Origin of the sequence: Pseudomonas nitroreducens, from assembly GCF_024170165.1 — a bacterium.
In the GTDB taxonomy this organism is placed as follows: Bacteria; Pseudomonadota; Gammaproteobacteria; order Pseudomonadales; family Pseudomonadaceae; genus Pseudomonas; species Pseudomonas nitroreducens_C.
Genome location: NZ_JALJXP010000003.1, coordinates 317,146 through 341,348 on the forward strand (window position 1 = coordinate 317,146; position 24,203 = coordinate 341,348).

Consider the following 24,203-nt stretch of genomic DNA (forward strand, 5'->3'; position numbering starts at 1 on the left):
AGCCGCGCCCACCCTGCCCCGATCCCGGGCCGCGCTCGCACTCGCGCCATGGCGATGCCTCAAGAAACGTCGGACACGACCGCCAGAGTCGTCGCCGCGCCTGACTGCCAGGGATATTCCCCGTATGACCAGCGCCACGCTCGAAGCCGCACAACCGGCCGAACAGACCAACTCCACCACCCGCGTCGCGGTAGCCAGCTTCATCGGCACCGCCATCGAGTTCTACGATTTCTACGTCTACGCCACCGCTGCCGCGCTGGTGATCGGCCCGGTGTTCTTCCCGCAGACCTCCGGCACCGCCCAGGCCCTCAGCGCCTTCATCACCTTCGGCATCGCCTTCCTTGCCCGCCCGCTGGGCTCGGCGCTGTTCGGCCACTTCGGTGACCGCATCGGGCGCAAGTCCACCCTGGTGGCCTCGCTGCTGCTGATGGGCATCTCCACCACCCTGATCGGCCTGCTGCCGGGCTATGACAGCATTGGCGCCTGGGCGCCGGTCCTGCTTTGTGTATTGCGCTTCGGCCAGGGCCTGGGACTGGGTGGCGAATGGGGCGGCGCCGCGCTGCTGGCCACGGAGAACGCGCCCAAGGGTCGCCGCGCCTGGTTCGGCATGTTCCCGCAGATGGGCCCGTCAATCGGTTTCCTCGCCGCCAACGGCCTGTTTCTCTGCCTGGCGATGTTCCTTAGCGAAGAACAGTTCCGCGCCTGGGGCTGGCGCATCCCGTTCGTACTCAGCGCCGTGCTGGTCATGGTCGGGCTGTATGTGCGCCTGAAGCTGGTGGAAACCCCGGTCTTCGCCAAGGCCATGGAACGCCATGAACGCGCCAGCCTGCCGATTGCCGAACTGCTGAGCAAACACTGGCGACCGACCCTGCTCGGTGCCCTGGCGATGGTGGTGTGCTATGCCCTCTTCTATATCTCCACGGTGTTCTCGCTGAGCTACGGGGTCAGCACCCTGGGCTACAGCCGCGAGGACTTCCTCGGCCTGCTGTGCATTGCCGTACTGTTCATGGCCGCCGCCACGCCGGTCTCGGCCTGGCTGAGCGACCGCTTCGGGCGCAAGCCGGTACTGATCGTCGGCACCCTCGCCGCCATCGCCTCGGGCTTCGCCATGGAGTCGCTGCTGAGCCAGGGCTCGTCGGTGGAGGTGGCAGTGTTCCTGTCGCTGGAACTGTTCCTCATGGGCGTGACCTTCGCCCCCATGGGCGCACTGCTGCCGGAACTCTTCCCCACCCACGTGCGCTATACCGGCGCTTCGGCGGCCTACAACCTGGGCGGCATCCTCGGTGCCTCGGTGGCGCCGTACATCGCGCAGAAGCTGGTAGGCATGGGTGGATTGAGCTGGGTGGGCGGCTATGTGTCGGTGGCGGCAGCGCTCAGCCTGCTGGCGGTGCTGTGCCTGCGCGAGACCCGCGAAGCGGATCTGAACGATATCCGCTGAGTCGGTAACCGGCGGATAACCGGGAACGGATTCGGCCGCCAAGGCGGCGGAATCCGTTGATCCCGGTGACGATGGAAGCTGGCGCCAATGCCGGCCCTGCCAGCGGGTCGCGGGCGTGGCCCGCTCCTACAGGATCAGCGTGGGGCAACCAGCCACTCGGCCAGGTGCTCACCCCAGACCTGATAGCCCAGTGCAGAAGGGTGATAGCCATCGATGGCGAGGAACTGCGGCTGCATCTCCAGGCTCACCCCGCAATAGCCCGCCCCCTGCGCCAGCGCCAGAGCACTGAGCTGGCGATCCAGCAGCGTTGCGCGCCAGCCCAGCAACTGTCGCAGTAACCAGGGCAAGGCCGTGAAGTGCTGCAACGGCGGCACCGCCGTGCAGACCACCCGCGAACCGCGGTCGCGAAAATGCCCGATCAACTGTCCGAGGGAGCCCAGCCAGCGCTGGCTGGAGCTGAAGTGCGTGGTGTCGTTGACACCGAAGACCAGCGCCACGAGGTCGTAATTCTCTCCGGCCACCAGCGGCAGCAGGCGTTCGCAGGCTTCGCTGGCGGTGATGCCGTTTTCCCCCACCGCGCGCCAGGCGACGGGCCGTTGGAGACGACCGGAAAGCGCCAAGGCCAACCGGCCAGCCAGCGCAAAATCCAGGCAGGACGCGCCGACACCGGCAACGGTGGATTCACCCAGCAGCAACAGGCGAAAGGGTTCACCGGCAAGCTCCGCCCCTGCGATGCCTTCGCAGCCGCCGGCGGCGGGTGCCAGGCGCAAGGCCGTGCGCCGGGTACGTACGGCCATGGGCAGGACCAGCGGCAGCAGTGGCAAGGCCGCTGCCCACCACATCAGCCCCGCCCAGCGGCTCACAGCTCGACTTTGACCGCCTGGGACGAGCGGGTGGCCTTGGCGCGGGCGGCGTCGATCGACTCGTCGCGCGCCAGGGCCACGCCCATGCGGCGCTGACCGTCCACTTCCGGCTTGCCGAACAGGCGCAGCGCGGTATCCGGCTCGCTCAGCGCGGCGCCGAGGTTGCCGAAGGACACCTGCTGCGACTGGCCTTCCACCAGGATCACCGCCGAGGCGGAGTCGCCCAGCTGGCGGATCACCGGGATCGGCAGGCCGAGGATGGCCCGGGCGTGCAGGGCGAACTCGGAAAGGTCCTGGGAGATCAGGGTGACCAGGCCGGTGTCGTGGGGGCGCGGCGAGACTTCGCTGAACCACACTTCATCGCCCTTCACGAACAGTTCCACACCGAACAGGCCGCGACCGCCCAGCGCTTCGGTGACCGCCCTGGCCACGCGCTCGGACTCGGCCAGCGCCTTCGGGCTCATCGCCTGGGGCTGCCAGGACTCGTGGTAGTCACCCTTCACCTGACGATGGCCGATGGGCGCGCAGAAGGTGGTGCCACCCAGGTGGCGCACGGTCAGCAGGGTGATTTCGTAGTCGAAATCGATGAAGCCTTCGACGATGACCCGGCCCTTGCCGGCGCGGCCGCCTTCCTGGGCGTAGTCCCAGGCAGTCTTCAGGTCGGCGTCGGACTTCAGCACGCTCTGGCCCTTGCCCGAAGAGCTCATGATCGGCTTCACCACGCACGGGTAGCCCACAGCGGCGACGCCGGCGGCGTAGTCTTCATAGGTGTCGGCGAAGTGGTAGGGCGAGGTCGGCAGGCCCAGCTCTTCGGCGGCCAGGCGACGGATGCCCTCACGGTTCATGGTCAGCTGCGCGGCACGGGCGGTGGGGATGACGGTGTAGCCTTCGTTTTCCAGTTCGACCAGGGTCGCGGTGGCGATGGCTTCGATCTCCGGCACGATGTAGTGCGGCTTCTCCTGCTCGATCACTGCACGCAGGGCAACGCCGTCGAGCATGCTGATCACGTGGCTGCGGTGCGCAACCTGCATGGCCGGCGCGCTCGCGTAGCGATCCACGGCGATGACTTCGCAGCCCAGGCGCTGCAGCTCGATCGCCACTTCCTTGCCCAGCTCGCCGGAGCCACAGAGCAGTACGCGGGTCGCGCTGGGCGACAGGGGAGTTCCAATACGGGGCATTGCGGGAAACCTCGAAAAGGGGAAATTCGAAACGGGACAGCTGTCGGCAGTGCCGGCTCTAGACCAGCACACCCTGCTCGCGGGCGCGCAGTTCGCAACGCTTGAGCACCTCGCGGCGCTCGGCGTTGTCCATCAGGCCCCAGCGGGTGATTTCGGCGGCGCTGCGCTGGCAACCCAGGCAGATGTCGGCATCGTCCAGCGCGCAGACGTGCACGCAGGGCGAGGCGACGGGACGTTCTTCAGTCATTTTCCTGCTCGGCCAGGTCGCGGGCGTAGCGCTGGGCGTTGTGGACGTAATGGGCGGCACTGGCTTCGAGCATCTTCTTCTGCGGTTCGGTGAGCTCGCGCACCACCTTGCCGGGGGAACCCATGACCAGGGAGCCGTCGGGGATTTCCTTGCCCTCGGGGATCAGCGCGTTGGCGCCGATGATGCAGTACTTGCCGATCTTCGCGCCGTTGAGGATCACCGCATTGATACCGATGAGGCTGTAGTCGCCCACCTGACAGCCATGCAGCATGGCGTTGTGGCCGATGGTCACGCCCTTGCCCAGAGTCAGCGGGAAGCCCATGTCGGTGTGCATCACGGTACCGTCCTGCACGTTGCTGTGTTCGCCGATGTGGATCAGCTCGTTGTCGCCGCGCAGCACGGCGTTGAACCACACACTGGCGCCGGCGTCGAGGCGCACCTTGCCGACCACCGTGGCGTTGGGGGCGATCCAGCTCTCCGGATGGGTTTCGACTCGGGACGAGCCCAGGCGGTACTTCATGGGTTTCTCCTCAGGCGGGGGCCGCTCTTGATGATCGGGTCTCAGCTCAGCTTGATGAACTTCGACGGCGGCTGGTGCAGGTCGATGCGAGCGTCGTACAGCAGGTTCAGCAGCTCGACCAGCATGATCGCGGACAGGCCCCAGATCTTGTAGCCCTCGAACAGGTAGCTCGGGACGTACCAGCTGCGGCCGAAATAATCGATGCGGTGGGTGGTCTCCCGCGGGTCGCCACGGAAGAACTCCAGCGGCACCTTGAACACGGCGTCGATCTCGCCGTCGTTGGGGCGGTATTCCACGAAATCGGGAACGAAGCCGACGAATGGCTTGACCAGGATACCGTGCCGCGACACCAGGGTGCTCAACGGCCCGACGACCTCCACCAGTCCGGGTGGCAGGGCGATCTCCTCCTGGGCCTCGCGCAGGGCGGTGTGGATCAGGTCCACGTCCTCCGGGTCACGCCGTCCACCGGGAAAGGCGACCTCGCCGCTATGGGTCGAAAGCCCGGTCGCGCGCAGGGTGAGCACGAGCTCTTCCTGGGGAGTGATGGGGAGCAGAACCGCTGCTTCCGGGAAGCTGTGGTCCGTTTCAAGGTCGCTTGGTGTGTGCGTCTGTATGCGTTGGCGCAGCTGGTCCAGCATGCCGAACATCCTGCGGGGGCCGATTCTTCTAATTGAAGGATCATGGCACGAAAGACGCCCCTGCCCAAGCCCCGCCCCTTGCTGGGCGCACCACGCAGCGCGCAAGATTGTTCCATTCAATAACAAGGAAGCGGCATGAAATTCTGCAGCCAGTGCGGCGCCAGCGTGAGCCTGCGCATCCCCAGCGGCGACAACCGCCCGCGCTTCATCTGCGACCAGTGCCAGACCGTGCATTACCAGAACCCGCGCATCGTCGCCGGCTGCCTGCCGGTCTGGGAGGGGAAGATCCTTCTCTGCCGCCGCGCCATCCAGCCGCGCCAGGGTTTCTGGACGCTGCCGGCGGGCTTCATGGAGAACGGCGAGACGCTGGAACAGGCTGCCGCCCGCGAGACCCTCGAAGAGGCCAATGCCCGCGTCCACGGCCTGCAGCTTTATACGGTCTTTGATCTGCCGCATATCAGCCAGGTTTATATCTTCTTCCGCGCCGACCTGGCCGACCTGGACTTTTCCGCCGGCGACGAAAGCCTGGAAGTGCAACTCTTCGAAGAATCCGACATTCCGTGGGGCGAGCTGGCTTTCCCCACCGTGGGCCGTACCTTAGAATATTTCCTAGCGGACCGGATCGTTCAGAACTTCCCGATACGCAATGAAGGGATTCTCCCAATGCTTGCACAGAAAAAGAACTAATAAGCTCATTTACCGCCTCTAAGGCTTTAGGAACTACCGGGGAACACCACTCGATGCGCTGGTTGATTGCCGTACTTTGTCTGACCTTCGCAGCGTTCTCGCATGCCAACGCGATGCCCACGCTCGACGGTCGTATCGACAAGATTCTCGTGCTCAAGTCCGAGCGCAAACTGAACCTCATCAGCAACGGCAAGGTGCTCAAGAGCTATCGCGTGTCCCTGGGCAAGCGCCCGCAGGGCCCGAAGCTGGCCGAAGGCGACAACCGCACGCCGGAAGGCTTCTACTGGGTCGACTGGCGCAAGACCAGCGACAAGTACAACCTCTCCATGCACATCTCCTACCCCAACGCCCGCGATGTCGCCAAGGCGCGGGAAAAGAGCCTGTCGCCCGGCGGCATGATCATGATCCACGGCACGCCGATGGATGACGACTACCCCGAGTGGTACTTCTCGACCCTGGACTGGACCAACGGCTGCATCGCCATGACCAACGCCGACATGCGCGAGGTCTGGAGCCTGGTCAAGGACGGCACGCTGATCGAGATTCGCCCGTAAGCGGGACGGAAAGAAAAAAGGCGCCCGCGGGCGCCTTTTTCATGTCTGCTCAGAACACCATGTCCGACAGCCGCCAGACCTCGAAGGCCGGCGTCTCGTAGGGGTGGGCCTGCTTGAGGGCCTTCACCGAGTCATGGATCAACTCGTCGGCCACCACCATCTCCACCTTCCATTCGGCGACCTGCTCGACGCTGCCGGCCTGGCCGATGTAGGGGTTGCTGCCCTGCAAGGGGCGGAACTGTCCCTGTCCGAGTGCCTGCCAGCAACAGCTGTCATAGGCACCGATGCGTCCTGCACCGGCGGCGAACACCGCTTTCTTGACCGGTTCCAGATGGCTTTCCGGAACGTAGAAACACAGTTTGTACATCGGAGGCTCCGATCGAAACAGGGACACAGCCGTGACAAAGAGCGCCACGGGTGACAAATCCTGCCACAAATAGTGGCACTTTGCCTCTTATGACTTGCAGGTCGTCGTGGAAGTTCGACCGTCCGGTTCCGGGCTTGTTCGCCTGCGAACGACTTTGTACGAATTCTGTGACGGACTTCGAGCTCACCGGCCGGTGAAAAGTCGCCAGCGTTCTTTCAGTCCCGGCGCGCGGGGCGCATGGGAACCGTCGCAGAACGGCAACTTCGCCGACAGCCCGCAGCGGCACAGCAGCAAATGTCGCTCACGCCCGACCGTCAGCTCCAGCGCGTCGGCACAACTTGCAGCAGCATCCGGCAGGCTGGCGCACTGCCCGCAGCGGCACAGGCGCAGAACCTGCCCCGGCGCGACTGGGCGAACCAGCGGAAGCCTCTCGTCGTCAGCCAAGACGCCCCTCCTCGAAGGCCGGACAAAGAAAAAGGGGAAAGCCGAAGCTTTCCCCTTTCGCGTGTCGCATCAGACCGGACTCAGCCGACCCAGACGCGGGCGTTGCGGAACATGCGCATCCAGCCGCCGTCCTCTTCCCACTCGTCCGGACGCCAGGAGTTCTGCACGGCGCGGAACACCCGCTCCGGATGCGGCATCATGATGGTGACGCGGCCGTCGCGGCTGGTCAGGCCGGTGATGCCGCGCGGCGAGCCGTTCGGGTTGGCCGGGTAGCTCTCGGTGACCTTGCCCAGGTTGTCGACGAAACGCAGGGCCACGGTGCCGGACAGATCGGATTCCAGCAGCGCCTCCTCGCTCTCGAACTCCGCATGGCCTTCGCCGTGGGCGATGGCGATGGGCATACGCGAGCCGGCCATGCCCTGCAGGAAGATCGACTGCGACTCCTGCACCTGGACCATCGCCACGCGCGCTTCGAACTGCTCGGAGCGGTTGCGCACGAAGTGCGGCCAGAACTCGGTGCCGGGAATCAGCTCGTGCAGGTTGGACATCATCTGGCAACCGTTGCACACGCCGAGAGCGAAGCTGTCCTTGCGCTCGAAGAAGGCCTGGAAGCCATCGCGGGCACGGGCGTTGAACAGGATCGACTTGGCCCAGCCTTCGCCGGCGCCCAGTACGTCGCCGTAGGAGAAGCCGCCGCAGGCCACCAGGCCCTTGAACTGCTCCAGGCTGATGCGGCCGGAGAGGATGTCGCTCATGTGCACGTCGACGGCGGCGAAGCCGGCGCGGTCGAAGGCCGCGGCCATTTCCACCTGACCGTTGACGCCCTGCTCGCGCAGGATGGCGATCTGCGGGCGCACGCCTTTCTTGATGTAGGGCGCGGCGATGTTGTCGTTGACGTCGAAGCTCAGTTTCACCGACAGGCCGGGGTTGTCTTCTTCCAGCAGGCCGTCGAATTCCTGGTCGGCACAGTCGGCGTTGTCGCGCATGCGCTGGATGCGGTAGCTGGTCTCGCTCCAGATGCGCTGCAGGTTGCGACGCTGGGCATTGAAGACGCGCTCGCCATTGAAGGACAGCTCGATATCGGCGCCAGCGACCGGCTGGCCGATGACCGCGACGCAGTCTTCCAGGCCGGCGGCGCTGAACTGGGCCAGCACTTCCGGGGTGGCGGCGGAGCGAACCTGGATCACGGCGCCGAGTTCTTCGTTGAACAGGGCGGCGGTCAGTTCGTCGCGGCTCTCGGCCAGCGCGTCGAGGTTCAGGTCCAGGCCGCAATGGCCGGCGAAGGCCATTTCCACCACGCTGGCCATCAGGCCGCCGTCGGAACGGTCGTGGTAGGCCAGCAGGTGACCGTCGGCGTTCAGGCCCTGGATCACGGCGAAGAAGGCCTTCAGGTCTTCTGCGTCGTCGACGTCAGGCGCGGCACGGCCGATCTGGCCGTTGACCTGGGCGAGGATGGAGCCGCCCATGCGGTTCTTGCCACGGCCGAGGTCAATGACGATCAGGTCGGTCTCGCCCTTGTCCAGGCGCAGCTGCGGGGTCAGGGTCCTGCGCACGTCGTTGACCGGGGCAAAGCCGGAGATGATCAGCGACATCGGCGAGGTCACGCTCTTCTCGGCATCGCCATCCTGCCAGCGGGTCTTCATGGACATGGAGTCCTTGCCCACCGGGATGGTGATGCCCAGCGCCGGGCACAGCTCCATGCCGACAGCCTTGACGGTGTCGTACAGGCGCGCGTCCTCGCCCGGGTGGCCGGCAGCGGCCATCCAGTTGGCGGAGAGCTTGATCTCGGAGATCTTGTCGATGCTCGCGGCGGCCAGGTTGGTGATGGTCTCGCCGATCGCCATGCGGCCGGAAGCCGGGGCGTCGATCACGGCCAGCGGCGTACGCTCGCCCATGGCCATGGCTTCGCCGGTGTAGACGTCGAAGCTGGTGGCGGTGACGGCGCAATCGGCCACCGGGACCTGCCACGGACCGACCAGCTGGTCGCGGGCAACCAGGCCGGTGATGGTGCGATCACCGATGGTGATCAGGAAGTTCTTGCTGGCCACGGCCGGGTGACGCAGCACGCGCTCGGTGGATTCGGTCAGGTCCAGGCCGGCAGTGGCGAAGTCATCGCCCAGCTCGGCTTCACGGGTGACCGAACGGTGCATGCGCGGCGGCTTGCCGAGCAGCACTTCGAGCGGCATGTCCACCGGCTTGTTGCCGAAGTGGCTGTCGGCGACGGTCAGCTGCAGCTCTTCGGTGGCTTCGCCGACCACGGCGAACGGGCAACGCTCGCGCTCGCAGATGGCCTTGAAGGTCTCGAAGTCGGCGGCGTCCACCGACATCACGTAGCGTTCCTGCGACTCGTTGCACCAGATTTCCAGCGGGCTCATGCCCGGCTCGTCGTTGGGTACGTTGCGCAGCTCGAAGCGGCCGCCACGGCCGCCGTCGTTGATCAGTTCCGGCAGGGCGTTGGAGATGCCGCCCGCGCCCACGTCGTGGATGAACTTGATCGGGTTGTTCTCGCCCATCTGCCAGCAGCGGTCGATGACCTCCTGGCAACGGCGCTCCATTTCCGGGTTCTCGCGCTGTACCGAGGCGAAGTCCAGGTCAGCAGCGGAGGCGCCGGTGGCCATGGAAGAGGCAGCGCCGCCGCCCAGGCCGATCAACATGGCCGGGCCGCCGAGCACGATCAGCTTGGCGCCGACCGAGATCTCGCCCTTCTGCACGTGGTCTTCGCGGATGTTGCCCAGGCCGCCGGCGATCATGATCGGCTTGTGGTAACCGCGGACTTCCTCACCACGCGGGGTGGCGATGGCCTGCTCGAAGGTACGGAAGTAGCCAGCCAGGTTCGGACGGCCGAATTCGTTGTTGAACGCGGCGCCGCCCAGCGGGCCTTCGATCATGATGTCCAGCGGGGTGACGATGCGCTCGGGCTTGCCGTAGGGCACTTCCCAGGGCTGCTCGAAACCGGGGATGTTCAGGTTGGAGACGGTGAAGCCGACCAGGCCGGCCTTGGGCTTCGCGCCACGACCGGTCGCGCCTTCGTCGCGGATCTCGCCGCCGGAGCCGGTGGAGGCGCCGGGGAAGGGAGCGATGGCGGTCGGGTGGTTGTGGGTCTCCACCTTCATCAGGATGTGTACCGGCTCTTCACTGGCACCGTACTGGCGGGTCTCGGCGTTCGGGTAGAAACGGCCGGCGACGTAGCCCTTCATGACCGCGGCGTTGTCCTTGTACGCGGACAGCACGCCTTCGCGGTGCATTTCATAGGTGTTCTTGATCATGCCGAACAGGCTCTTGTCCTGAGACTGGCCGTCGATGTCCCAGCTGGCGTTGAAGATCTTGTGACGGCAGTGCTCGGAGTTGGCCTGGGCAAACATCATCAGCTCGACGTCGTGCGGGTTGCGGCCCATCTCGACGAAGCTCTTCACCAGGTAGTCGATCTCGTCGTCGGCCAGGGCCAGGCCCAGCTCGAGGTTGGCCTTCTCCAGCGCGGCGCGACCGCCGGCGAGAATGTCGACCACGGTCAGCGGCTTGGGCTGGGCGTGGCTGAACAGAGCCGAAGCGTCTTCCAGTTGATTCAGGACCAGCTGGGTCATGCGGTCGTGCAGGCGGGCGGCGACGGCTTGCGCGTCGGCCTCGCTCAGCTCGCCGGTGACGTAGTAGGCGATGCCGCGCTCGAGGCGCTCGATCTTCGCCAGACCGCAGTTGCGGGCGATGTCAGAGGCCTTGCTCGACCAGGGCGAAATGGTGCCGAAGCGCGGGAGAACCAGAAACAGACGGCCGGCGGGCTCCTGCACGGGGACGCTCGGACCGTATTTCAGCAGGCGCGCCAGGACTTGTTCTTCCTCGGCGTTGAGGGCTCCGGTGACCTCGGCGAAGTGCGCAAACTCGGCATACAGCCCGGTGACGGCGGGCACATGCTGGGTCAGCAGGTCGAGCAGTTTGCCGTGGCGGAAAGCGGAAAGGGCGGGAGCACCGCGCAGGATCAGCATTGTCGGAACAGCCTCTGGAGACGGGGAAGTGTGTGGGGCCGGACGGGCCGGCCCACAGAGGCCGTGCATTCTACCGTAAAGAGCTGCCCGGCGGCAGCTTTCAAGCACCTTCCTTGCCGTTGCTCCGGCGGAAATCACCATTCATCTTCGAAGGCCTTCGAGCGGCCTAGGAAAAATCCCCGCCCGGCGGCCTTCAGCGCGAAAAATGCCGACGAACGGCAGCCCAGCTAGCAGAGAAGCTTCAAGCTGTCGAGATATGGCGCACAACGGCCTTTGCGTATACTGCCCCGATGCTTGCCCTGACTGTGTCCCGTGTGCGCTGCACCGCCTGGATCTTGGCGACCTGTATCTTTCTGCTGCTTTCCGGCTGTAGCGAGGCGAAAGCCCCGACGGCCCTCGAGCGCGTGCAGAAGGACGGCGTGCTGCGCGTGATCACCCGCAACAGTCCGGCCACCTACTTCCAGGACCGCAACGGCGATACCGGCTTCGAGTACGAGCTGGCCAAGCGCTTCGCCGACAGCCTGGGCGTACAGCTGCAGATCGAAACCGCCGACAACATCGACGACCTCTACGACCGCATCGGCCGCGACGGCGGACCGAACCTGGCGGCCGCCGGCCTGACCCCGGGTGGCGAGCGCGATGCCCAGGTGCGCTACTCGCACTCCTACCTCGACGTCACCCCGCAGGTCGTCTACCGTAACGGCGCGCAGCGCCCTACCCGCCCCGAAGACCTGGTGGGCAAGCGCATCGTCGTACTCAAAGGCAGCAGCCACGCCTCGCAACTGGCCGAACTGAAGAAGCAGTACCCCAAGTTGGAATACCGCGAATCCGACGCCGACGAGATGGTCGACCTGCTGCGCATGGTGGACGTCGGCGAGATCGATCTGACCCTGGTGGACTCCAACGAACTGGCGATGAACCAGGTCTACTTCCCCAACGTGCGCGTCGCCTTCGACCTGGGCGATGCCAAGGGCCTGGCCTGGGCGCTGCCGGCCGGCGACGACAACAGCCTGATCGACAAGGTCAACGCCTTCCTCGACAAGGCCAAGCAGGACGGCCTGCTGCAACGTCTGAAGGACCGTTATTACGGCCACGTGGATGTACTGGGTTACGTCGGCGCCTACACCTTCGCCCAGCACCTGCAGCAGCGCCTGCCCAAGTACGAGCAGCATTTCCGCCAGAGCGGCACCAAGCTCGAGGCAGACTGGCGCCTGCTGGCCGCCATCGGCTACCAGGAATCCATGTGGCAGCCCGACGCGACCTCCAAGACCGGCGTGCGCGGCCTGATGATGCTGACCAACCGCACCGCCCAGGCCATGGGCGTGGCCAACCGCCTGGACCCGAAACAGAGCATCCAGGGCGGCAGCAAGTACTACACCCAGATCAAGGACGAGCTGCCCGACAGCATCAAGGACCCGGACCGCATGTGGTTCGCCCTGGCCGCTTACAACATCGGCGGCGCCCACCTGGACGACGCCCGCAAGATGGCCGAGCAGGAAGGCCTGAACCCGAACAAGTGGCTCGACGTAAAGAAGATGCTGCCGCGCCTGGCGCAGAAGCAGTACTACCGCAAGACCCGCTACGGCTATGCGCGCGGCGGCGAGACCGTGCACTTCGTGCAGAACGTGCGCCGCTACTACGACATCCTCACCTGGGTGACCCAGCCGCAGATGGAAGGCGGCCAGCTCGCCGAAAGCGGCCTGCACCTGCCGGGCGTGAACAAGACCAAGCCCGATGATGAGGATGGGCGGGATCAGAAGCTCTGAGGCTTCATCAAGCTGACCCACCCTTGGTGCCGTGTCGTACCGATCGCGGACGGAGTCCGCTCCTACGCTCGCCTGGGGCACCCGCGTTGTAGGAGCGAGCTTGCTCGCGAACCAGCCTCCGCAACAGAGCTGTTCGCAAGCAAGAACTAGGCGTCCCCCTCGATCCTACGAAGAGCCCAACCGATCCGGCTTTGGCTTTTAAAGACTTCCAGCGAAACATCCGCGCACGCCGAATGGCCCCTTTCAGGAGGCCTCGTTGAATTGGAATTTCAGGGGTTGAGCGACATGGATGTCGCGAGAGCCGCGATGGGCCAGGGATGGCCCTTCGCGGCGTGCCCCTGAAATTTCGATTCAACGAGGGTATTTTTCGCCTAGGCGAAAAACCGGATGGAGGGGCAAGACCTTTTGGTTCCTTTTGGGAGGGCGGCTATCCGACGTTTGCCAAAAGGGACTCGCCCGAGGGGGCGAAACACGAAGCTCACGCATACGCCCAGAGCGGCGCAAAAACACCCAAGCCGAAGCAGCCGATCAAGCCCGTAGCACAACGCACCGCACCACCAGGAAAGAATCGCTCAGCCTTTGCTACGCCGCGCCTTGAAGAACGCCGACAGCATCGCACTGCACTCCTCCCCCAGCACCCCGCCCTCCACCAGCACCCGGTGGTTGAGGAAGTCCTGTTCGAAGAAGTTACCCCGGCTGACCACCACGCCGGACTTCGGCTCGGTGGCGCCGAACACCACGCGCTGGATGCGCGAATGCACCAGCAGACCGGCGCACATACTGCAGGGTTCGAGGGTCACATAAAGGGTACTGCCGGGCAGGCGATAGTTCTGCGTGGCGGCGGCAGCTTCGCGGATGGCGACCATCTCGGCATGGGCGCTGGGATCATGGGAAGTGATCGGCCGGTTGAAGCCGCGACCGATGACCTGCCCGTCCAGCACCAGCACGGCGCCCACCGGCACTTCGCCCAGTGCCGCGCCCTGTTCGGCCAGCACCATGGCTTCTCGCATGAACGGGATATCCCGGCTGCGGTCGATGACCGGCGCCAGCCCCTTCACCGTCGGGTGCCCCTTGCTGTTGGTCAGCCGCACCATGCCTCGCCCACCGCGATGGTTCCCATCAGCCCGGTCTCCATGTGATCGATCACGTGGCAGTGGAACATCCACAGGCCGGGGTTATCCGCCACCAGCGCCACGCGTGCCGTCTCATTCTTGCCCAGCAGGTAGGTATCGGTGAAATACGGAATGATCTCCCGACGATCGGAGTCCAGCACCTTGAAGGCCATGCCGTGCAGATGGATCGGGTGCTGGTACTGGGTCATGTTGCGCAGCACGAAGATGTAGCTGTTGCCTTCCTTGAGCTTCGCCAGCGGCGGCGCGTTGTGCTTGTGCTCCTCGCCGCCCTGCCAGGCCACGCCGTTGATCTGCCACAGCGATGGCTGAGCCTGCTCCTTGGAATAGTCGGAACTGGCGCCGACCCACTCGAACTTGAAGTTGATGGTCTCGGCGTTCTTCAGGTCCGGCTCGGCCACCGGGTTGCGCGGCAGCGGGGCCGGCCACTTGGCGGTCGGCGCCTTCGGGTTGGCAACGCCGCGAATAGTCGCCACGCGCACCGGGCCATTGCGCAACGACAGCTCCGCGCCTTCCGCCGGTCCACGCACCCCCAACTCCAGACGCATACCTGGGCCGATCCAGTACTGGTCCTTGGGGCCCTTGCCGAAATCGCGCGGCGTCACCGGATGGCCATCCAGTGCATAAATCTTCGCATCAGCGCCGGGCAGGTTGAGCCGGTAGGTCACGGTACTGTCGAGGTTGAGGATGCGCACCCGGACGATCTCGCCAGCCGGCAACTCGATCACTGGCGTAGGCACGCCGTTGACCGTCGACAGACGCCCACGCGTGCCTTCGCGCGCCGCTTCACGAGGAATGCTGAAGGGCGTGAAATTGCCCTCCTCGTCCACGTGCCAGGTCTTCAGGTTGAGGATCTTCTCACTGGTGAACTCGCTCGGCTCGCGCTCGTCGATGATCAGCGGCCCGACCAGGCCACGGCCCAGCTGCTCGCTGCTCATCAGGTGCGGGTGATACCAGTAGCTGCCGGCATCCGGCGTCTTGAACTGGTAGACGAAGCTCTCGCCCGGCTGCACTGGCGGCTGCGAGATATAGGGTACGCCGTCCATCTCGATGGGCAGACGGATGCCATGCCAGTGGATGGTGGTCGGCTCGTCCAGCTTGTTGGTGAAACGCACCCGCAGCCAGTCGCCCTGGCGCGCACGGATTTCCACGCCGGGAGCCTGGCCGCCATAGCCAAGGCCAGGGGTCTTGTGGCCGGGCACCAGCTCCAGATCGAGCGGCGCGGCGATCAGTTCGTAATCATGTTCGGCGGCGACTTCCGGGCGCGCCAGCCAGATGCGCGCACCACCGGCGCCCAGGCCAAGCACGGCCAGGCCGGCGATACCGCCGAGTACTTGTCTACGGGTAAAAGCCATGGAGTCCCCCGGAAAATCACCGATAGTAAATGACAAATCTTCTCATTTCATTAAGAGAAAGCGCCAGGGGAGCCCCTGATCAGAAGTGTCGCAGTCTCCGAGAGACAGCCTGCAAGGCAGGCATCTGGACCCGGCCGGTCCCCGCTCCGACGGTGTGGTGCATGCAATAGCGAACTCGGATCACCGCGTGCCGCCCTGACTCTCATCCGGGCCGTCCACTCGGCCCTCGCAAGCTTGTCCGGGTTTATTGAGCAGGCTCAGTTGCTCATTTATCCGAAGAGAATTTTCATATTCCAACTCAGCCGGAATGGCAACGCTGCCCTTATTTTCATGAGGCAATGGCTCCGAAGGAGATGGCAGCCCCAGGAATCCACACAACTCACTCCAGCCGTCACCCGAGTCGAAACTGATCTCCAGCAGAAGATGCTCAGCCCCGTGGTGCCTGAAGAAGTTGCGGACATCTCGATTATGTTCTTCATAAAACTCGAGATGATGCCCTTCAACTCCGTGCGGGTAGTTATACCCATAGGCCAGCAGTCGGCAGTGCTTTCCTATGGGCGTCCTCAAACTATGCCGCTTCAGGCTATTCAGCCACACCTGGGGTGTTGTCCTTTTGGTGAGAATATAGCGACCACTTTCTCCGTAGCGAAAGAACAACTCCTTGTACATCAACGGCCAAGGCCAATCCTCAAAGGTCTGGTGAGCATCGACCACGGAGAAGATCTCATTCAGGCGCCCTTCTCGATACTTGCTGAGCAGATCACGACGAACTGACACATGCCCCTGAAAGCCAAGCTGCGCCAAACACTTTGCCAGGGTGGTCGTTCCTGTTTTATTCAGACCGATACCAAAAACCTTTACCCCAGCCATAAGCGAATTCATTTGAACTCCTGCTGCACTGATAATTTTCGGGACCTCTCCTGCCGGTATCCCGAAACAGCACAGATAGATTTGTGAACACTTCAATGATCACACCACGGGCTTCTTTCTCATAAAAAAAGCTCAGCGTTTGCCACTGCGGCTCAACAGGTGTGTATCAACTCATCGAAACGAAAAAAACAGGCATTACGCGAAAAATGAAAACGCCCGGCAGCCCTTGTCGGGGTCGGCCAGGCGCTCATCATCTCCCTATGATTTGTAGCGGCTAACACTACAAATCAGGGAAGCCTCACTCCCACTCGATGGTGGCCGGCGGCTTGCTCGACACGTCGTAGGTGACGCGGGAGATGCCTTCGATCTCGTTGATGATGCGGTTCGAGACCTTCTCCAGCAGCTCGTACGGCAGGTGCGCCCAGCGAGCGGTCATGAAGTCGATGGTTTCCACAGCGCGCAGGGCAACGACCCAGGCGTAGCGACGGCCATCACCGACCACGCCGACGGACTTCACCGGCTGAAACACCACGAAGGCCTGGCTGGTCTTGTGGTACCAGTCGAAGTTGCGCAGCTCTTCGATGAAGATGTGGTCCGCGCGACGCAGCAGGTCGGCGTATTCCTTCTTCACTTCGCCGAGAATGCGCACGCCCAGGCCCGGGCCCGGGAACGGGTGGCGGTAGACCATGTCGTAGGGAAGGCCCAGCTCCAGGCCGATCTTGCGGACTTCGTCCTTGAACAGCTCGCGCAGCGGCTCGACCAGTTCGAACTGCATGTCTTCGGGCAGGCCGCCGACGTTGTGGTGCGACTTGATCACGTGGGCCTTGCCGGTCTTGGCGCCGGCCGACTCGATCACGTCGGGGTAGATGGTGCCCTGGGCGAGGAACTTCACGTCCTGCAGCTTGGTGGCTTCCTCATCGAAGACCTCGATGAAGCTGCCGCCGATGATCTTGCGCTTCTGCTCCGGGTCGCTGACACCGGCCAGGCGGCCGAGGAACTTCTCTTCGGCGTTGGCGCGGATCACCTTGACGCCCATGTTCTCGGCGAACATGGCCATCACCTGGTCACCTTCGTGCAGGCGCAGCAGGCCGTTGTCGACGAAGACGCAGGTCAGCTGGTCGCCGATGGCCTTGTGCAGCAGCGCTGCGACCACCGAGGAGTCCACGCCGCCGGACAGGCCCAGCAGCACCTTGGACGAACCCACCTGGGCGCGCACGGTGGCAATGGCGTCGTTGACGATGTTGGACGGGGTCCACAGGGCTTCGCAGCCGCAGATGTCCAGCACGAAGCGGGAGAGGATGCGACCGCCCTGCTTGGTATGGGTCACTTCCGGGTGGAACTGCACGCCGTAGTAGCCACGGGTGTCGTCGGCCATGGCCGCGATCGGGCAGCTCGGGGTGCTGGCGAGGATGTGGAAGCCGGCCGGGATCTCGGTGACCTTGTCACCGTGGCTCATCCACACGTCGAGGCCGAATACGCCCTCTTCGCTGACGCAATCCTCGATGCCGTCCAGCAGACGGGCCTTGGCGACCACGTCGACGCGGGCGTAGCCGAACTCGCGCAGGTCGGAGCCCAGTACCTTGCCGCCCATCTGCTCGGCCATGGTCTGCATGCCGTAGCAGATGCCGAACAGCGGCACCTTCAGGTCGAACACGGCCTGCGGCGCGCGCGGGCTGTTGGCTTCGTGCACCGACTCCGGGCCGCCGGCCAGGATGATGCCGCGCGGGGCGAAGGCGCGAACGTCTTCGTCGCTCATGTCGAACGGATGGATTTCGCAGTACACGCCGATCTCGCGGACGCGGCGGGCGATCAGCTGGGTGTACTGGGAGCCGAAGTCGAGGATCAGGATCCGGTGAGCGTGAATGTCTTGGGCCATGGCCATCTCTCGTAGCGAAATTCTTAAACGACACGGGGCTGTATCAACCAGCCCCGTGTCCGACTCATTTACCGGAGAACCCTCAACCTACGCGGTAGTTCGGGGCTTCCTTGGTGATCTGTACATCGTGGACGTGGGACTCGGCCATGCCGGCGCCGGTGATGCGCACGAACTGCGGCTTGGTGCGCATGTCCTGGATATCGGCGCTGCCGGTGTAGCCCATGGCGGCGCGCAGGCCACCCATCAGCTGGTGGACGATGGCGGTCAGTTGGCCCTTGTAGGGCACACGGCCTTCGATGCCTTCGGGTACCAGCTTCTCGGCGCCAGCGGAGGCGTCCTGGAAGTAGCGGTCGGAGGAACCGGTGGAACCGGCCATGGCGCCCAGGGAGCCCATGCCACGGTAGGACTTGTAGGAACGGCCCTGGAACAGTTCGATCTCGCCCGGAGCCTCTTCGGTACCGGCGAACATCGAACCCATCATCACGCAGTAGGCGCCAGCCACCATGGCCTTGGCCAGGTCGCCGGAGAAGCGGATGCCGCCGTCGGCGATCAGCGGAACACCGGTGCCTTCCAGGGCAGCGGCGACGTTGGCGATGGCGGAGATCTGCGGCACACCGACGCCAGCGACGATACGGGTGGTGCAGATGGAGCCCGGGCCGATGCCGACCTTCACGGCGTCGGCGCCGGCGTCAGCCAGCGCCTTGGCGGCTTCGCCGGTGGCGATGTTGCCGCCGATGACCTGTACCTGCGGGAAGGTTTCCTTCACCCAGCGCACGCGGTCGATCACGCCTTTGGAGTGGCCGTGGGCAGTGTCGACGACAACGACGTCAACGCCGGCGGCGACCAGGGCGGAAACACGCTCGCCGGTGTCGGCGCCGGTGCCGACGGCAGCGCCGACGCGCAGACGGCCTTCGTCGTCCTTGGAAGCCAGCGGGTAGGTCTTGGCCTTCTCGATGTCACGGAAGGTCACCAGGCCGGTCAGGCGGAATTTCTCGTCGACCACCAGCATCTTCTCGATGCGGTTCTCGTAGAGGGCAGCCTTGATCTCCTCCAGGGCGGTGCCTTCACGGGCGGTGACCAGCTTGTCCTTCGGGGTCATGATCGCGGACACGCTGTCGCCGACGTTCGGCTTCACGCGCAGGTCGCGGCCGGTGACGATGCCGACCAGCTCACCCTCTTCCACCACCGGGAAGCCGGAGAAGCCGTACTCGCGGGCGATCTGCAGCAGCTCGATGATCTTGGTCGACGGGGTCACGGTGACCGGGTCGCGAACGATGGCAGTCTCGTGCTTCTTGACCTTGCGAACTTCGGCGGCCTGCTGCTCGATGCTCATGTTCTTGTGGATGATGCCGATGCCGCCTTCCTGCGCCATGGCAATCGCCAGACGGGCTTCGGTCACGGTATCCATCGCGGCGGACACCAGCGGGATGTTCAGCTCGATGCCTCGGGTCAGGCGGGTCTTCAGGCTCACGTCCTTGGGTAGAACTTCCGAATAACCCGGAATCAGGAGGACGTCGTCGAAAGTGAGGGCTTCTTGGCTGATGCGCAGCATGGCGGGGGCTCCCGATCGGGAAAAATGGAAGCGCGGCATTATATCTCAGCTAGGGCCCCCGGCTCAACGCAACCGGACGATCTGAATGCAGCCTTTATGAACCTCGTGCGCTGGCCCCGGTCCGCAGGCGCGCTTATCATCCTTCGCCATGCAGAAAGATCCCTTCCAACGACTGGGCCTCGACCGCGAGGTTCTGACCGTCAGCCAGCTCAACCAGCGCGCCCGCCACCTGCTGGAGGACGTGTTCCCGCAGGTCTGGGTCGAGGGCGAGATCTCCAACCTCGCCCGCCCGGCATCGGGCCATATGTATTTCACCCTCAAGGACAGCAACGCCCAGGTGCGCTGCGCGCTGTTCCGGCAGAACGCCCTGCGCGTGCGCCAGGCCCTGCGCGACGGCCTCGCCGTACGGGTACGCGGCAAGGTTTCGCTGTTCGAGGGGCGCGGCGACTACCAGCTGATCGCCGATACCGTCGAACCCGCCGGTGATGGCGCGCTGCGCCTGGCCTTCGAGGCCCTGAAGGAAAAACTCGCCACCGAAGGCCTGTTCGCCGCCGAGCGCAAGCAGGCGCTGCCCGCCCATCCCCGGCGCATCGGCATCGTCAGCTCGCCCACCGGGGCTGTGATCCGCGACATCATCAGCGTGTTCCGCCGCCGTGCACCGCAGGTCGAGCTGACCCTGATCCCCACTGCCGTGCAGGGTCGCGAGGCCATCGGGCAGATCGTCCGCGCACTCAAGCTGGCCGACGCCCAGGGCTTCGACGCACTGATCCTGGCCCGCGGCGGCGGCTCGCTGGAAGACCTCTGGTGCTTCAACGAGGAGCCGGTGGCCCGCGCCATCGCCGCCTGCGTGACGCCCATCGTCAGCGCCGTGGGCCATGAGACCGACGTGTCCATCAGCGACTTCGTCGCCGACGTGCGCGCGCCCACACCCTCGGCCGCCGCCGAGCTGCTGGCGCCCCACAACGGCGACCTGCAGCAGCGCCTGGACAGCCTGCGCCGCCGGCTGATCCTGCGCATCCAGGACCGCCTGACTCGCGAGCGCCTGCGTCTGGAAGGCACCGCCCGACGCCTGCGCCATCCCGGCGAGCGCCTGCGCCAGCAGTCCCAGCGCCTCGACGACCTGGACATGCGCCTGCGCCGCGCCTTCGAGCGCCAGCTGCAGATTCGCCAGGAACGCGTCGCGCGGCTGGACACCCGCCTCGCCGCGCAACACCCCGGCCGCAACCTTGCCTTGCTGCGCCAGCGCCTGGAAAACCTCAGCGCCCGCCTGCCCCGCGCCACCCAGGCGATCCTGCGCGAGCAGCGCCAGCGCCTCGACAGCCTGATGCAGACGCTACACATCGTCAGCCCGCTGGCGACCCTCGGCCGTGGCTACAGCATCCTGCTGGACGACAAGGGCCAGGCCATCCGCAGCGCCGCGCAGACGAATAACGGCCAACGCCTTAGGGCCAAGCTGGGCGACGGCGAGCTGGAAGTGCGGGTGGAGGACAACCACCAGGCACCCGTGACCCTTTCCCTGCTGGACTGACTGCCGATGACCGACCTGCTTGCGCCGATCCTGCCGCAACCCGATCCGGACTGGGCCGAGGCCTTCCGCGTGCCCATCGTCGAATGTCATCAGCCGCTGCAGGCGCTGGGCATCGCCACCGGCTTCGCGGTGTGGCCGGCGTATCACCGCCTCGGTGTGCCGAACGCGCAGCCGGAGTGCTATGCGCGCGCCGAAGTCTTCGAGCGCCTGCTGCACGCTGCGAGCCTGCTGCCCGATGGCATCCGCCTGGTGATCCTCGATGCCTGGCGGCCCTTCGCAGTACAGCAGCACCTGTACGACACGCTCTACGACATCCTCCGCCAGCACGAGCCGGATGCCGACCCGCGCGAGCTGACCCGGCGCACCCGCGAATTCGTCGCGCCGCCCAGCACCCGCGCCGAATCGCCCAGCCCGCACCTCACCGGTGGCGCCATCGACCTGACCCTGTGCGACAGCGAGGGCCGCTGGCTGGACATGGGCAGCCTGTTCGACGAGGCCACGCCACGCTCCTACACCCGCCATTACGAAGAGATCGCCCAGCCCGACGGAGCCCAGCGCCGCGTGCGCGACAACCGCCGGCTGCTGTTCAACGCCATGCTGGCGGCGGGCTTCAGCAACCTCTCCAGCGAGTGGTGGCATTACGACTACGGCGATCAGCTGTGGGCCGCGCACCTGGGCAAGCCCCACGCCATCTATGGCCCGACCCAGGTGCAGTCGTTGGAACAGTTGTGGCGCCAGCAGTTGGAAGGCCTGAAACACCTGTAGGAGCGCGCCATGCGCGCGATCGCGGGCATGGCCCGCTCCTACAAAAAACACACGGTGCCGAGCCATCGCGCTTTCGATGAAATCGCCGCGCCCGCCGTAGCGGCGCGTGTAGACTGCCCGCTTCATCCGCCGACACGTCCACGGATAGCGCCATGCTTCGAGTTTCCTGCCTGCTCATCGCCTCCCTCTTCAGCCTGGCCGCCCACGCCGAAGGCTTCATCAGCCGCACGCTGAACAAGCCGGTGCCCGGCGGCGTCGCCGTCGTCCAGCTGGGCCAGGACGCCGCGGTGCCGACTGCCACCTACCAGGGCAAACCGGTGCTGGTGGTACGCGAAGAAGGCCGCGACTGGATCGCCATCGTCGGCATCCCGCTGACCGCCAAGGCCGGCAGCCAGCAGATCGCCGTGAAGCAGGCAGGCGCCAGCCGCAACCTCGGCTTCAGCGTGGGCAGCAAGCACTATAAAGAGCAACACATCACCCTGAAAAACACCCGCCAGGTGAATCCGCTGCCCGAAGACCTCAAGCGCATCAACCGCGAGCTGGCCGAGCAGACTGCCGCCTACCGCAGCTTCAGCGCCGGTACGCCGAGCAACCTGGTGCTGGACAAGCCGGTCAACGGCCCGCTCTCCAGCCCCTTCGGCCTGCGCCGCTTCTTCAACGGCGAGGAGCGCAACCCGCACTCCGGGCTGGACTTCGCCGTGCCCGCCGGCACCCCGATCAAGTCGCCGGCCGCCGGCAAGGTGATCCTGATCGGCAACTACTTCTTCAACGGCAACACCGTGTTCGTCGACCACGGCCAGGGCTTCATCAGCATGTTCTGCCACATGTCGAAGATCGACGTGAAGGTCGGCGACGCAGTACCGCGTGGCGGCGTGGTCGGCCGTGTCGGCGCCACCGGCCGCGCCACCGGGCCGCATATGCACTGGAACGTCAGCCTGAACGACGCCCGCGTCGACCCGGCGATCTTCATCGGCGCCTTCAAGCCCTGATGCGGCTTCGCTTCGATGGGCGCAGCGCGCTCTTCGCTCTGCTCTGGTTCGCCGTGCTCGTCTGGCTGGCCACGGCCGGAGCGAACCTCGGCTGGCTGCGCGGTTTCGGCGGCGACGTGCTGGCGGTCATCTGGCTGTACTGCCTGCTGCGCGCCGCGCTGGAGGCACCGGCGCACTGGTTGGCCGCCGCAGCGCTGGCCTGCGGCCTGATCATCGAGTTCGGCCAGTACCTTGCCGCGACCTTCCACTGGCAGGTCGGCAACCGCGCGCTGCGCATCGTGCTGGGCGCCACGCCGGACTGGCTCGATGTGCTGGCCTACTGCATCGGTTTTGCGCTGATCCTCGCGGCGCGGCAGGCGCGCCTGGCCCTCAGGCCAGCGGGTAGCTGAAGAACAGCGCCATCTCCCCGGGCAGCACCTGCGCCGGATCGTAGAGATCGGTGGACAGCCCGCTGAGGGCGAAGCCGCGGGAGCGGTAGAAGCCCACCGCCGGCAGGTTGAGGTTCTGGGTTTCCAGCCACAGGTGGCGCGCCTCGGTGCCGCGCGCCCAGTCCACGCAGCCCTCCAGCAATTGCCGGCCGACGCCCTGGCCGCGCGCACCGGCGAGGACGAACAGATCGTCGAGCACGGCGCGGCGATTCCAGATTTCGTAGCGGGCGATGGCAAAGCCCAGCCGCTCGCCTTCCTCGTCGACGACCACGGCGGTCCAGTCGGCCGCCGTGACGTCGTCCTTCAGGTCGGCGAAGGGATAGCGCTTGGTCTGCGTCTCGGCCAGACGCTCCTCGCGCAGGATGAAACCATCGGCGGCGCTCTCGATCCGCAGGATCGAGTCGCTCGAGTAGCTGCCGTCGAAACCCAGCAGCCACTCGCCGTCTTGCGCCCACACCAGCGGGCGCAGGAGCCGGTCGCTCATCAGTTCATCTGCATGCCGTGCATGTCGTGCCCCATGTCGGTGCCCTTCGGAGCTTCCTTCTGCACCGCGACCTCGACCTTCACGTCGCCAGCCTTCTGGAAGTGCAGGGTCAGCGGGAAGCGCTCGCCGTCGGTGAGCGGCTTCTTCAGGCCGAACAGCATCAGGTGGTATTGACCGGGGGCGAAGACAATCTTGCCGCCGGCGGGAATGTCCACGCCCTCGACCTTCACCATCTTCATCATGCCGTCCTTCTCCACATGCTGGTGCACCTCGGCGCTGGCGGCGCGGTCGGTGTCGGCGCCGAGCAGGCGGTCGGCCTCCTTGCCGTGGTTCTGCACGATGAAGTAGGCGGCGCCGTTCACCGAGTTGGCCGGCAGCAGCAGCGACCAGGGGTGGTCGATGTGCAGGTTGCCAGCCTCGTACTCATGGGCCATGGCGGCGCCGGAGAAGCCCAGCAGGACAGCGAAAGCGAGCAGGGATTTACGCATGTTCGAGACTCCAGTTGGCTTGTGATCAGGTCCGCCGCAACGGCGGGAATCCATCGGGC

23 protein-coding genes are annotated in these 24,203 nt (G+C 65.4%); 8 read left to right on the forward strand and 15 right to left on the reverse strand.

Annotated features, from left to right (window positions below):
* Window positions 1-124: 124 nt before the first annotated feature.
* Window positions 125-1,438, forward strand: coding sequence for an MFS transporter (locus J2T47_RS08585; RefSeq protein WP_253444716.1), 1,314 nt, complete (start codon window positions 125-127; stop codon window positions 1,436-1,438).
* A gap of 134 nt (window positions 1,439-1,572) precedes the next feature.
* Here J2T47_RS08585 and J2T47_RS08590 read toward each other — a convergent pair whose 3' ends face one another.
* The 5 genes from J2T47_RS08590 to J2T47_RS08610 are packed head-to-tail and all read right to left on the reverse strand — an operon-like array spanning window position 1,573 to window position 4,884.
* Window positions 1,573-2,301, reverse strand: a complete 729-nt coding sequence (locus J2T47_RS08590) for an SGNH/GDSL hydrolase family protein (protein WP_253444719.1) — start codon at window positions 2,299-2,301, stop codon at window positions 1,573-1,575.
* Complete coding sequence (gene purT / locus J2T47_RS08595) at window positions 2,298-3,479, reverse strand: formate-dependent phosphoribosylglycinamide formyltransferase (protein WP_253444722.1); 1,182 nt, start codon at window positions 3,477-3,479, stop codon at window positions 2,298-2,300. The genes J2T47_RS08590 and purT overlap by 4 nt, the downstream gene beginning before the upstream one ends.
* 58 nt (window positions 3,480-3,537) lie before the next feature.
* A complete protein-coding gene (locus tag J2T47_RS08600; RefSeq protein ID WP_253444725.1) occupies window positions 3,538-3,726 on the reverse strand; it encodes a DUF1289 domain-containing protein in 189 nt (62 codons plus the stop codon).
* The gene (locus J2T47_RS08605; RefSeq protein ID WP_253444728.1) at window positions 3,719-4,246 is read right to left on the reverse strand and encodes a gamma carbonic anhydrase family protein; all 528 of its coding nucleotides are present in this window, start codon (window positions 4,244-4,246) and stop codon (window positions 3,719-3,721) included. The genes J2T47_RS08600 and J2T47_RS08605 overlap by 8 nt, the downstream gene beginning before the upstream one ends.
* A 41-nt stretch (window positions 4,247-4,287) precedes the next feature.
* Window positions 4,288-4,884, reverse strand: coding sequence for a CoA pyrophosphatase (locus J2T47_RS08610; protein WP_017522246.1), 597 nt, complete (start codon window positions 4,882-4,884; stop codon window positions 4,288-4,290).
* Between the two features lie 135 nt (window positions 4,885-5,019).
* On the opposite strand from J2T47_RS08610, the gene J2T47_RS08615 reads away from it, so the two are divergent.
* A complete protein-coding gene (locus J2T47_RS08615) occupies window positions 5,020-5,571 on the forward strand; it encodes an NUDIX hydrolase (RefSeq protein WP_253444731.1) in 552 nt (183 codons plus the stop codon).
* Window positions 5,572-5,624: 53 nt separating this feature from the next.
* Complete coding sequence (locus tag J2T47_RS08620) at window positions 5,625-6,125, forward strand: L,D-transpeptidase family protein (protein ID WP_081515923.1); 501 nt, start codon at window positions 5,625-5,627, stop codon at window positions 6,123-6,125.
* Between the two features lie 49 nt (window positions 6,126-6,174).
* On the opposite strand, the gene J2T47_RS08625 is transcribed toward J2T47_RS08620, so the two are convergent.
* From J2T47_RS08625 to purL, 3 genes are all read right to left on the reverse strand, one after another.
* A complete protein-coding gene (locus tag J2T47_RS08625) occupies window positions 6,175-6,492 on the reverse strand; it encodes a Nif3-like dinuclear metal center hexameric protein (protein ID WP_045210478.1) in 318 nt (105 codons plus the stop codon).
* Window positions 6,493-6,675: 183 nt separating this feature from the next.
* Window positions 6,676-6,936 (reverse strand): CDGSH iron-sulfur domain-containing protein, encoded by a 261-nt coding sequence (locus J2T47_RS08630; protein WP_253444735.1) that lies wholly within the window; start codon window positions 6,934-6,936, stop codon window positions 6,676-6,678.
* An 80-nt stretch (window positions 6,937-7,016) separates the two neighbouring features.
* Entirely contained in the window at window positions 7,017-10,913 is a 3,897-nt protein-coding gene (gene purL / locus J2T47_RS08635; RefSeq protein ID WP_253444738.1) for a phosphoribosylformylglycinamidine synthase, read from the reverse strand.
* A gap of 290 nt (window positions 10,914-11,203) precedes the next feature.
* Here purL and mltF point away from each other — a divergent pair, with 290 nt between their 5' ends.
* A complete protein-coding gene (gene mltF, locus J2T47_RS08640; RefSeq protein ID WP_253444741.1) occupies window positions 11,204-12,679 on the forward strand; it encodes a membrane-bound lytic murein transglycosylase MltF in 1,476 nt (491 codons plus the stop codon).
* 572 nt (window positions 12,680-13,251) lie between these two features.
* Here mltF and tadA read toward each other — a convergent pair.
* The 5 genes from tadA to guaB all read right to left on the reverse strand — a co-directional run bounded on the left by tadA (window position 13,252) and on the right by guaB (window position 19,462).
* Window positions 13,252-13,773: a tRNA adenosine(34) deaminase TadA gene (gene tadA, locus J2T47_RS08645; protein ID WP_301295434.1), complete on the reverse strand. Its 522-nt coding sequence runs from the start codon at window positions 13,771-13,773 to the stop codon at window positions 13,252-13,254.
* Window positions 13,761-15,164, reverse strand: a complete 1,404-nt coding sequence (locus J2T47_RS08650; protein ID WP_253444744.1) for a multicopper oxidase family protein — start codon at window positions 15,162-15,164, stop codon at window positions 13,761-13,763. Before J2T47_RS08650 ends, tadA begins: the two co-directional genes overlap by 13 nt.
* Window positions 15,165-15,344: 180 nt before the next feature.
* The gene (locus J2T47_RS08655; RefSeq protein WP_253444747.1) at window positions 15,345-16,046 is read right to left on the reverse strand and encodes a sulfotransferase; all 702 of its coding nucleotides are present in this window, start codon (window positions 16,044-16,046) and stop codon (window positions 15,345-15,347) included.
* A 286-nt stretch (window positions 16,047-16,332) separates the two neighbouring features.
* On the reverse strand, window positions 16,333-17,910 hold the full coding sequence (gene guaA / locus J2T47_RS08660) for a glutamine-hydrolyzing GMP synthase (protein ID WP_253444750.1): 1,578 nt from the start codon (window positions 17,908-17,910) through the stop codon (window positions 16,333-16,335).
* A gap of 82 nt (window positions 17,911-17,992) precedes the next feature.
* Window positions 17,993-19,462, reverse strand: coding sequence for an IMP dehydrogenase (gene guaB, locus J2T47_RS08665; RefSeq protein ID WP_138525023.1), 1,470 nt, complete (start codon window positions 19,460-19,462; stop codon window positions 17,993-17,995).
* A 148-nt stretch (window positions 19,463-19,610) separates the two neighbouring features.
* On the opposite strand from guaB, the gene xseA reads away from it, so the two are divergent.
* The 4 genes from xseA to J2T47_RS08685 all read left to right on the forward strand — a co-directional run bounded on the left by xseA (window position 19,611) and on the right by J2T47_RS08685 (window position 23,133).
* Window positions 19,611-20,990: an exodeoxyribonuclease VII large subunit gene (xseA, locus tag J2T47_RS08670; RefSeq protein WP_253444754.1), complete on the forward strand. Its 1,380-nt coding sequence runs from the start codon at window positions 19,611-19,613 to the stop codon at window positions 20,988-20,990.
* 6 nt (window positions 20,991-20,996) lie between these two features.
* Window positions 20,997-21,755 carry a M15 family metallopeptidase gene (locus J2T47_RS08675; protein WP_253444757.1) on the forward strand — a complete coding sequence of 253 codons (759 nt, stop codon included), beginning with the start codon at window positions 20,997-20,999 and terminating at the stop codon, window positions 21,753-21,755.
* A gap of 152 nt (window positions 21,756-21,907) precedes the next feature.
* The gene (locus J2T47_RS08680) at window positions 21,908-22,744 is read left to right on the forward strand and encodes a M23 family metallopeptidase (protein ID WP_253444760.1); all 837 of its coding nucleotides are present in this window, start codon (window positions 21,908-21,910) and stop codon (window positions 22,742-22,744) included.
* Window positions 22,744-23,133, forward strand: a complete 390-nt coding sequence (locus J2T47_RS08685; protein WP_253444763.1) for a DUF2809 domain-containing protein — start codon at window positions 22,744-22,746, stop codon at window positions 23,131-23,133. The genes J2T47_RS08680 and J2T47_RS08685 overlap by 1 nt, the downstream gene beginning before the upstream one ends.
* On the opposite strand, the gene J2T47_RS08690 is transcribed toward J2T47_RS08685, so the two are convergent.
* A complete protein-coding gene (locus J2T47_RS08690; protein ID WP_253444766.1) occupies window positions 23,114-23,656 on the reverse strand; it encodes a GNAT family N-acetyltransferase in 543 nt (180 codons plus the stop codon). The genes J2T47_RS08685 and J2T47_RS08690 overlap by 20 nt on opposite strands.
* Window positions 23,656-24,144, reverse strand: coding sequence for a copper chaperone PCu(A)C (locus tag J2T47_RS08695; RefSeq protein WP_253444770.1), 489 nt, complete (start codon window positions 24,142-24,144; stop codon window positions 23,656-23,658). Before J2T47_RS08695 ends, J2T47_RS08690 begins: the two co-directional genes overlap by 1 nt.
* Window positions 24,145-24,203 lie beyond the last annotated feature (59 nt).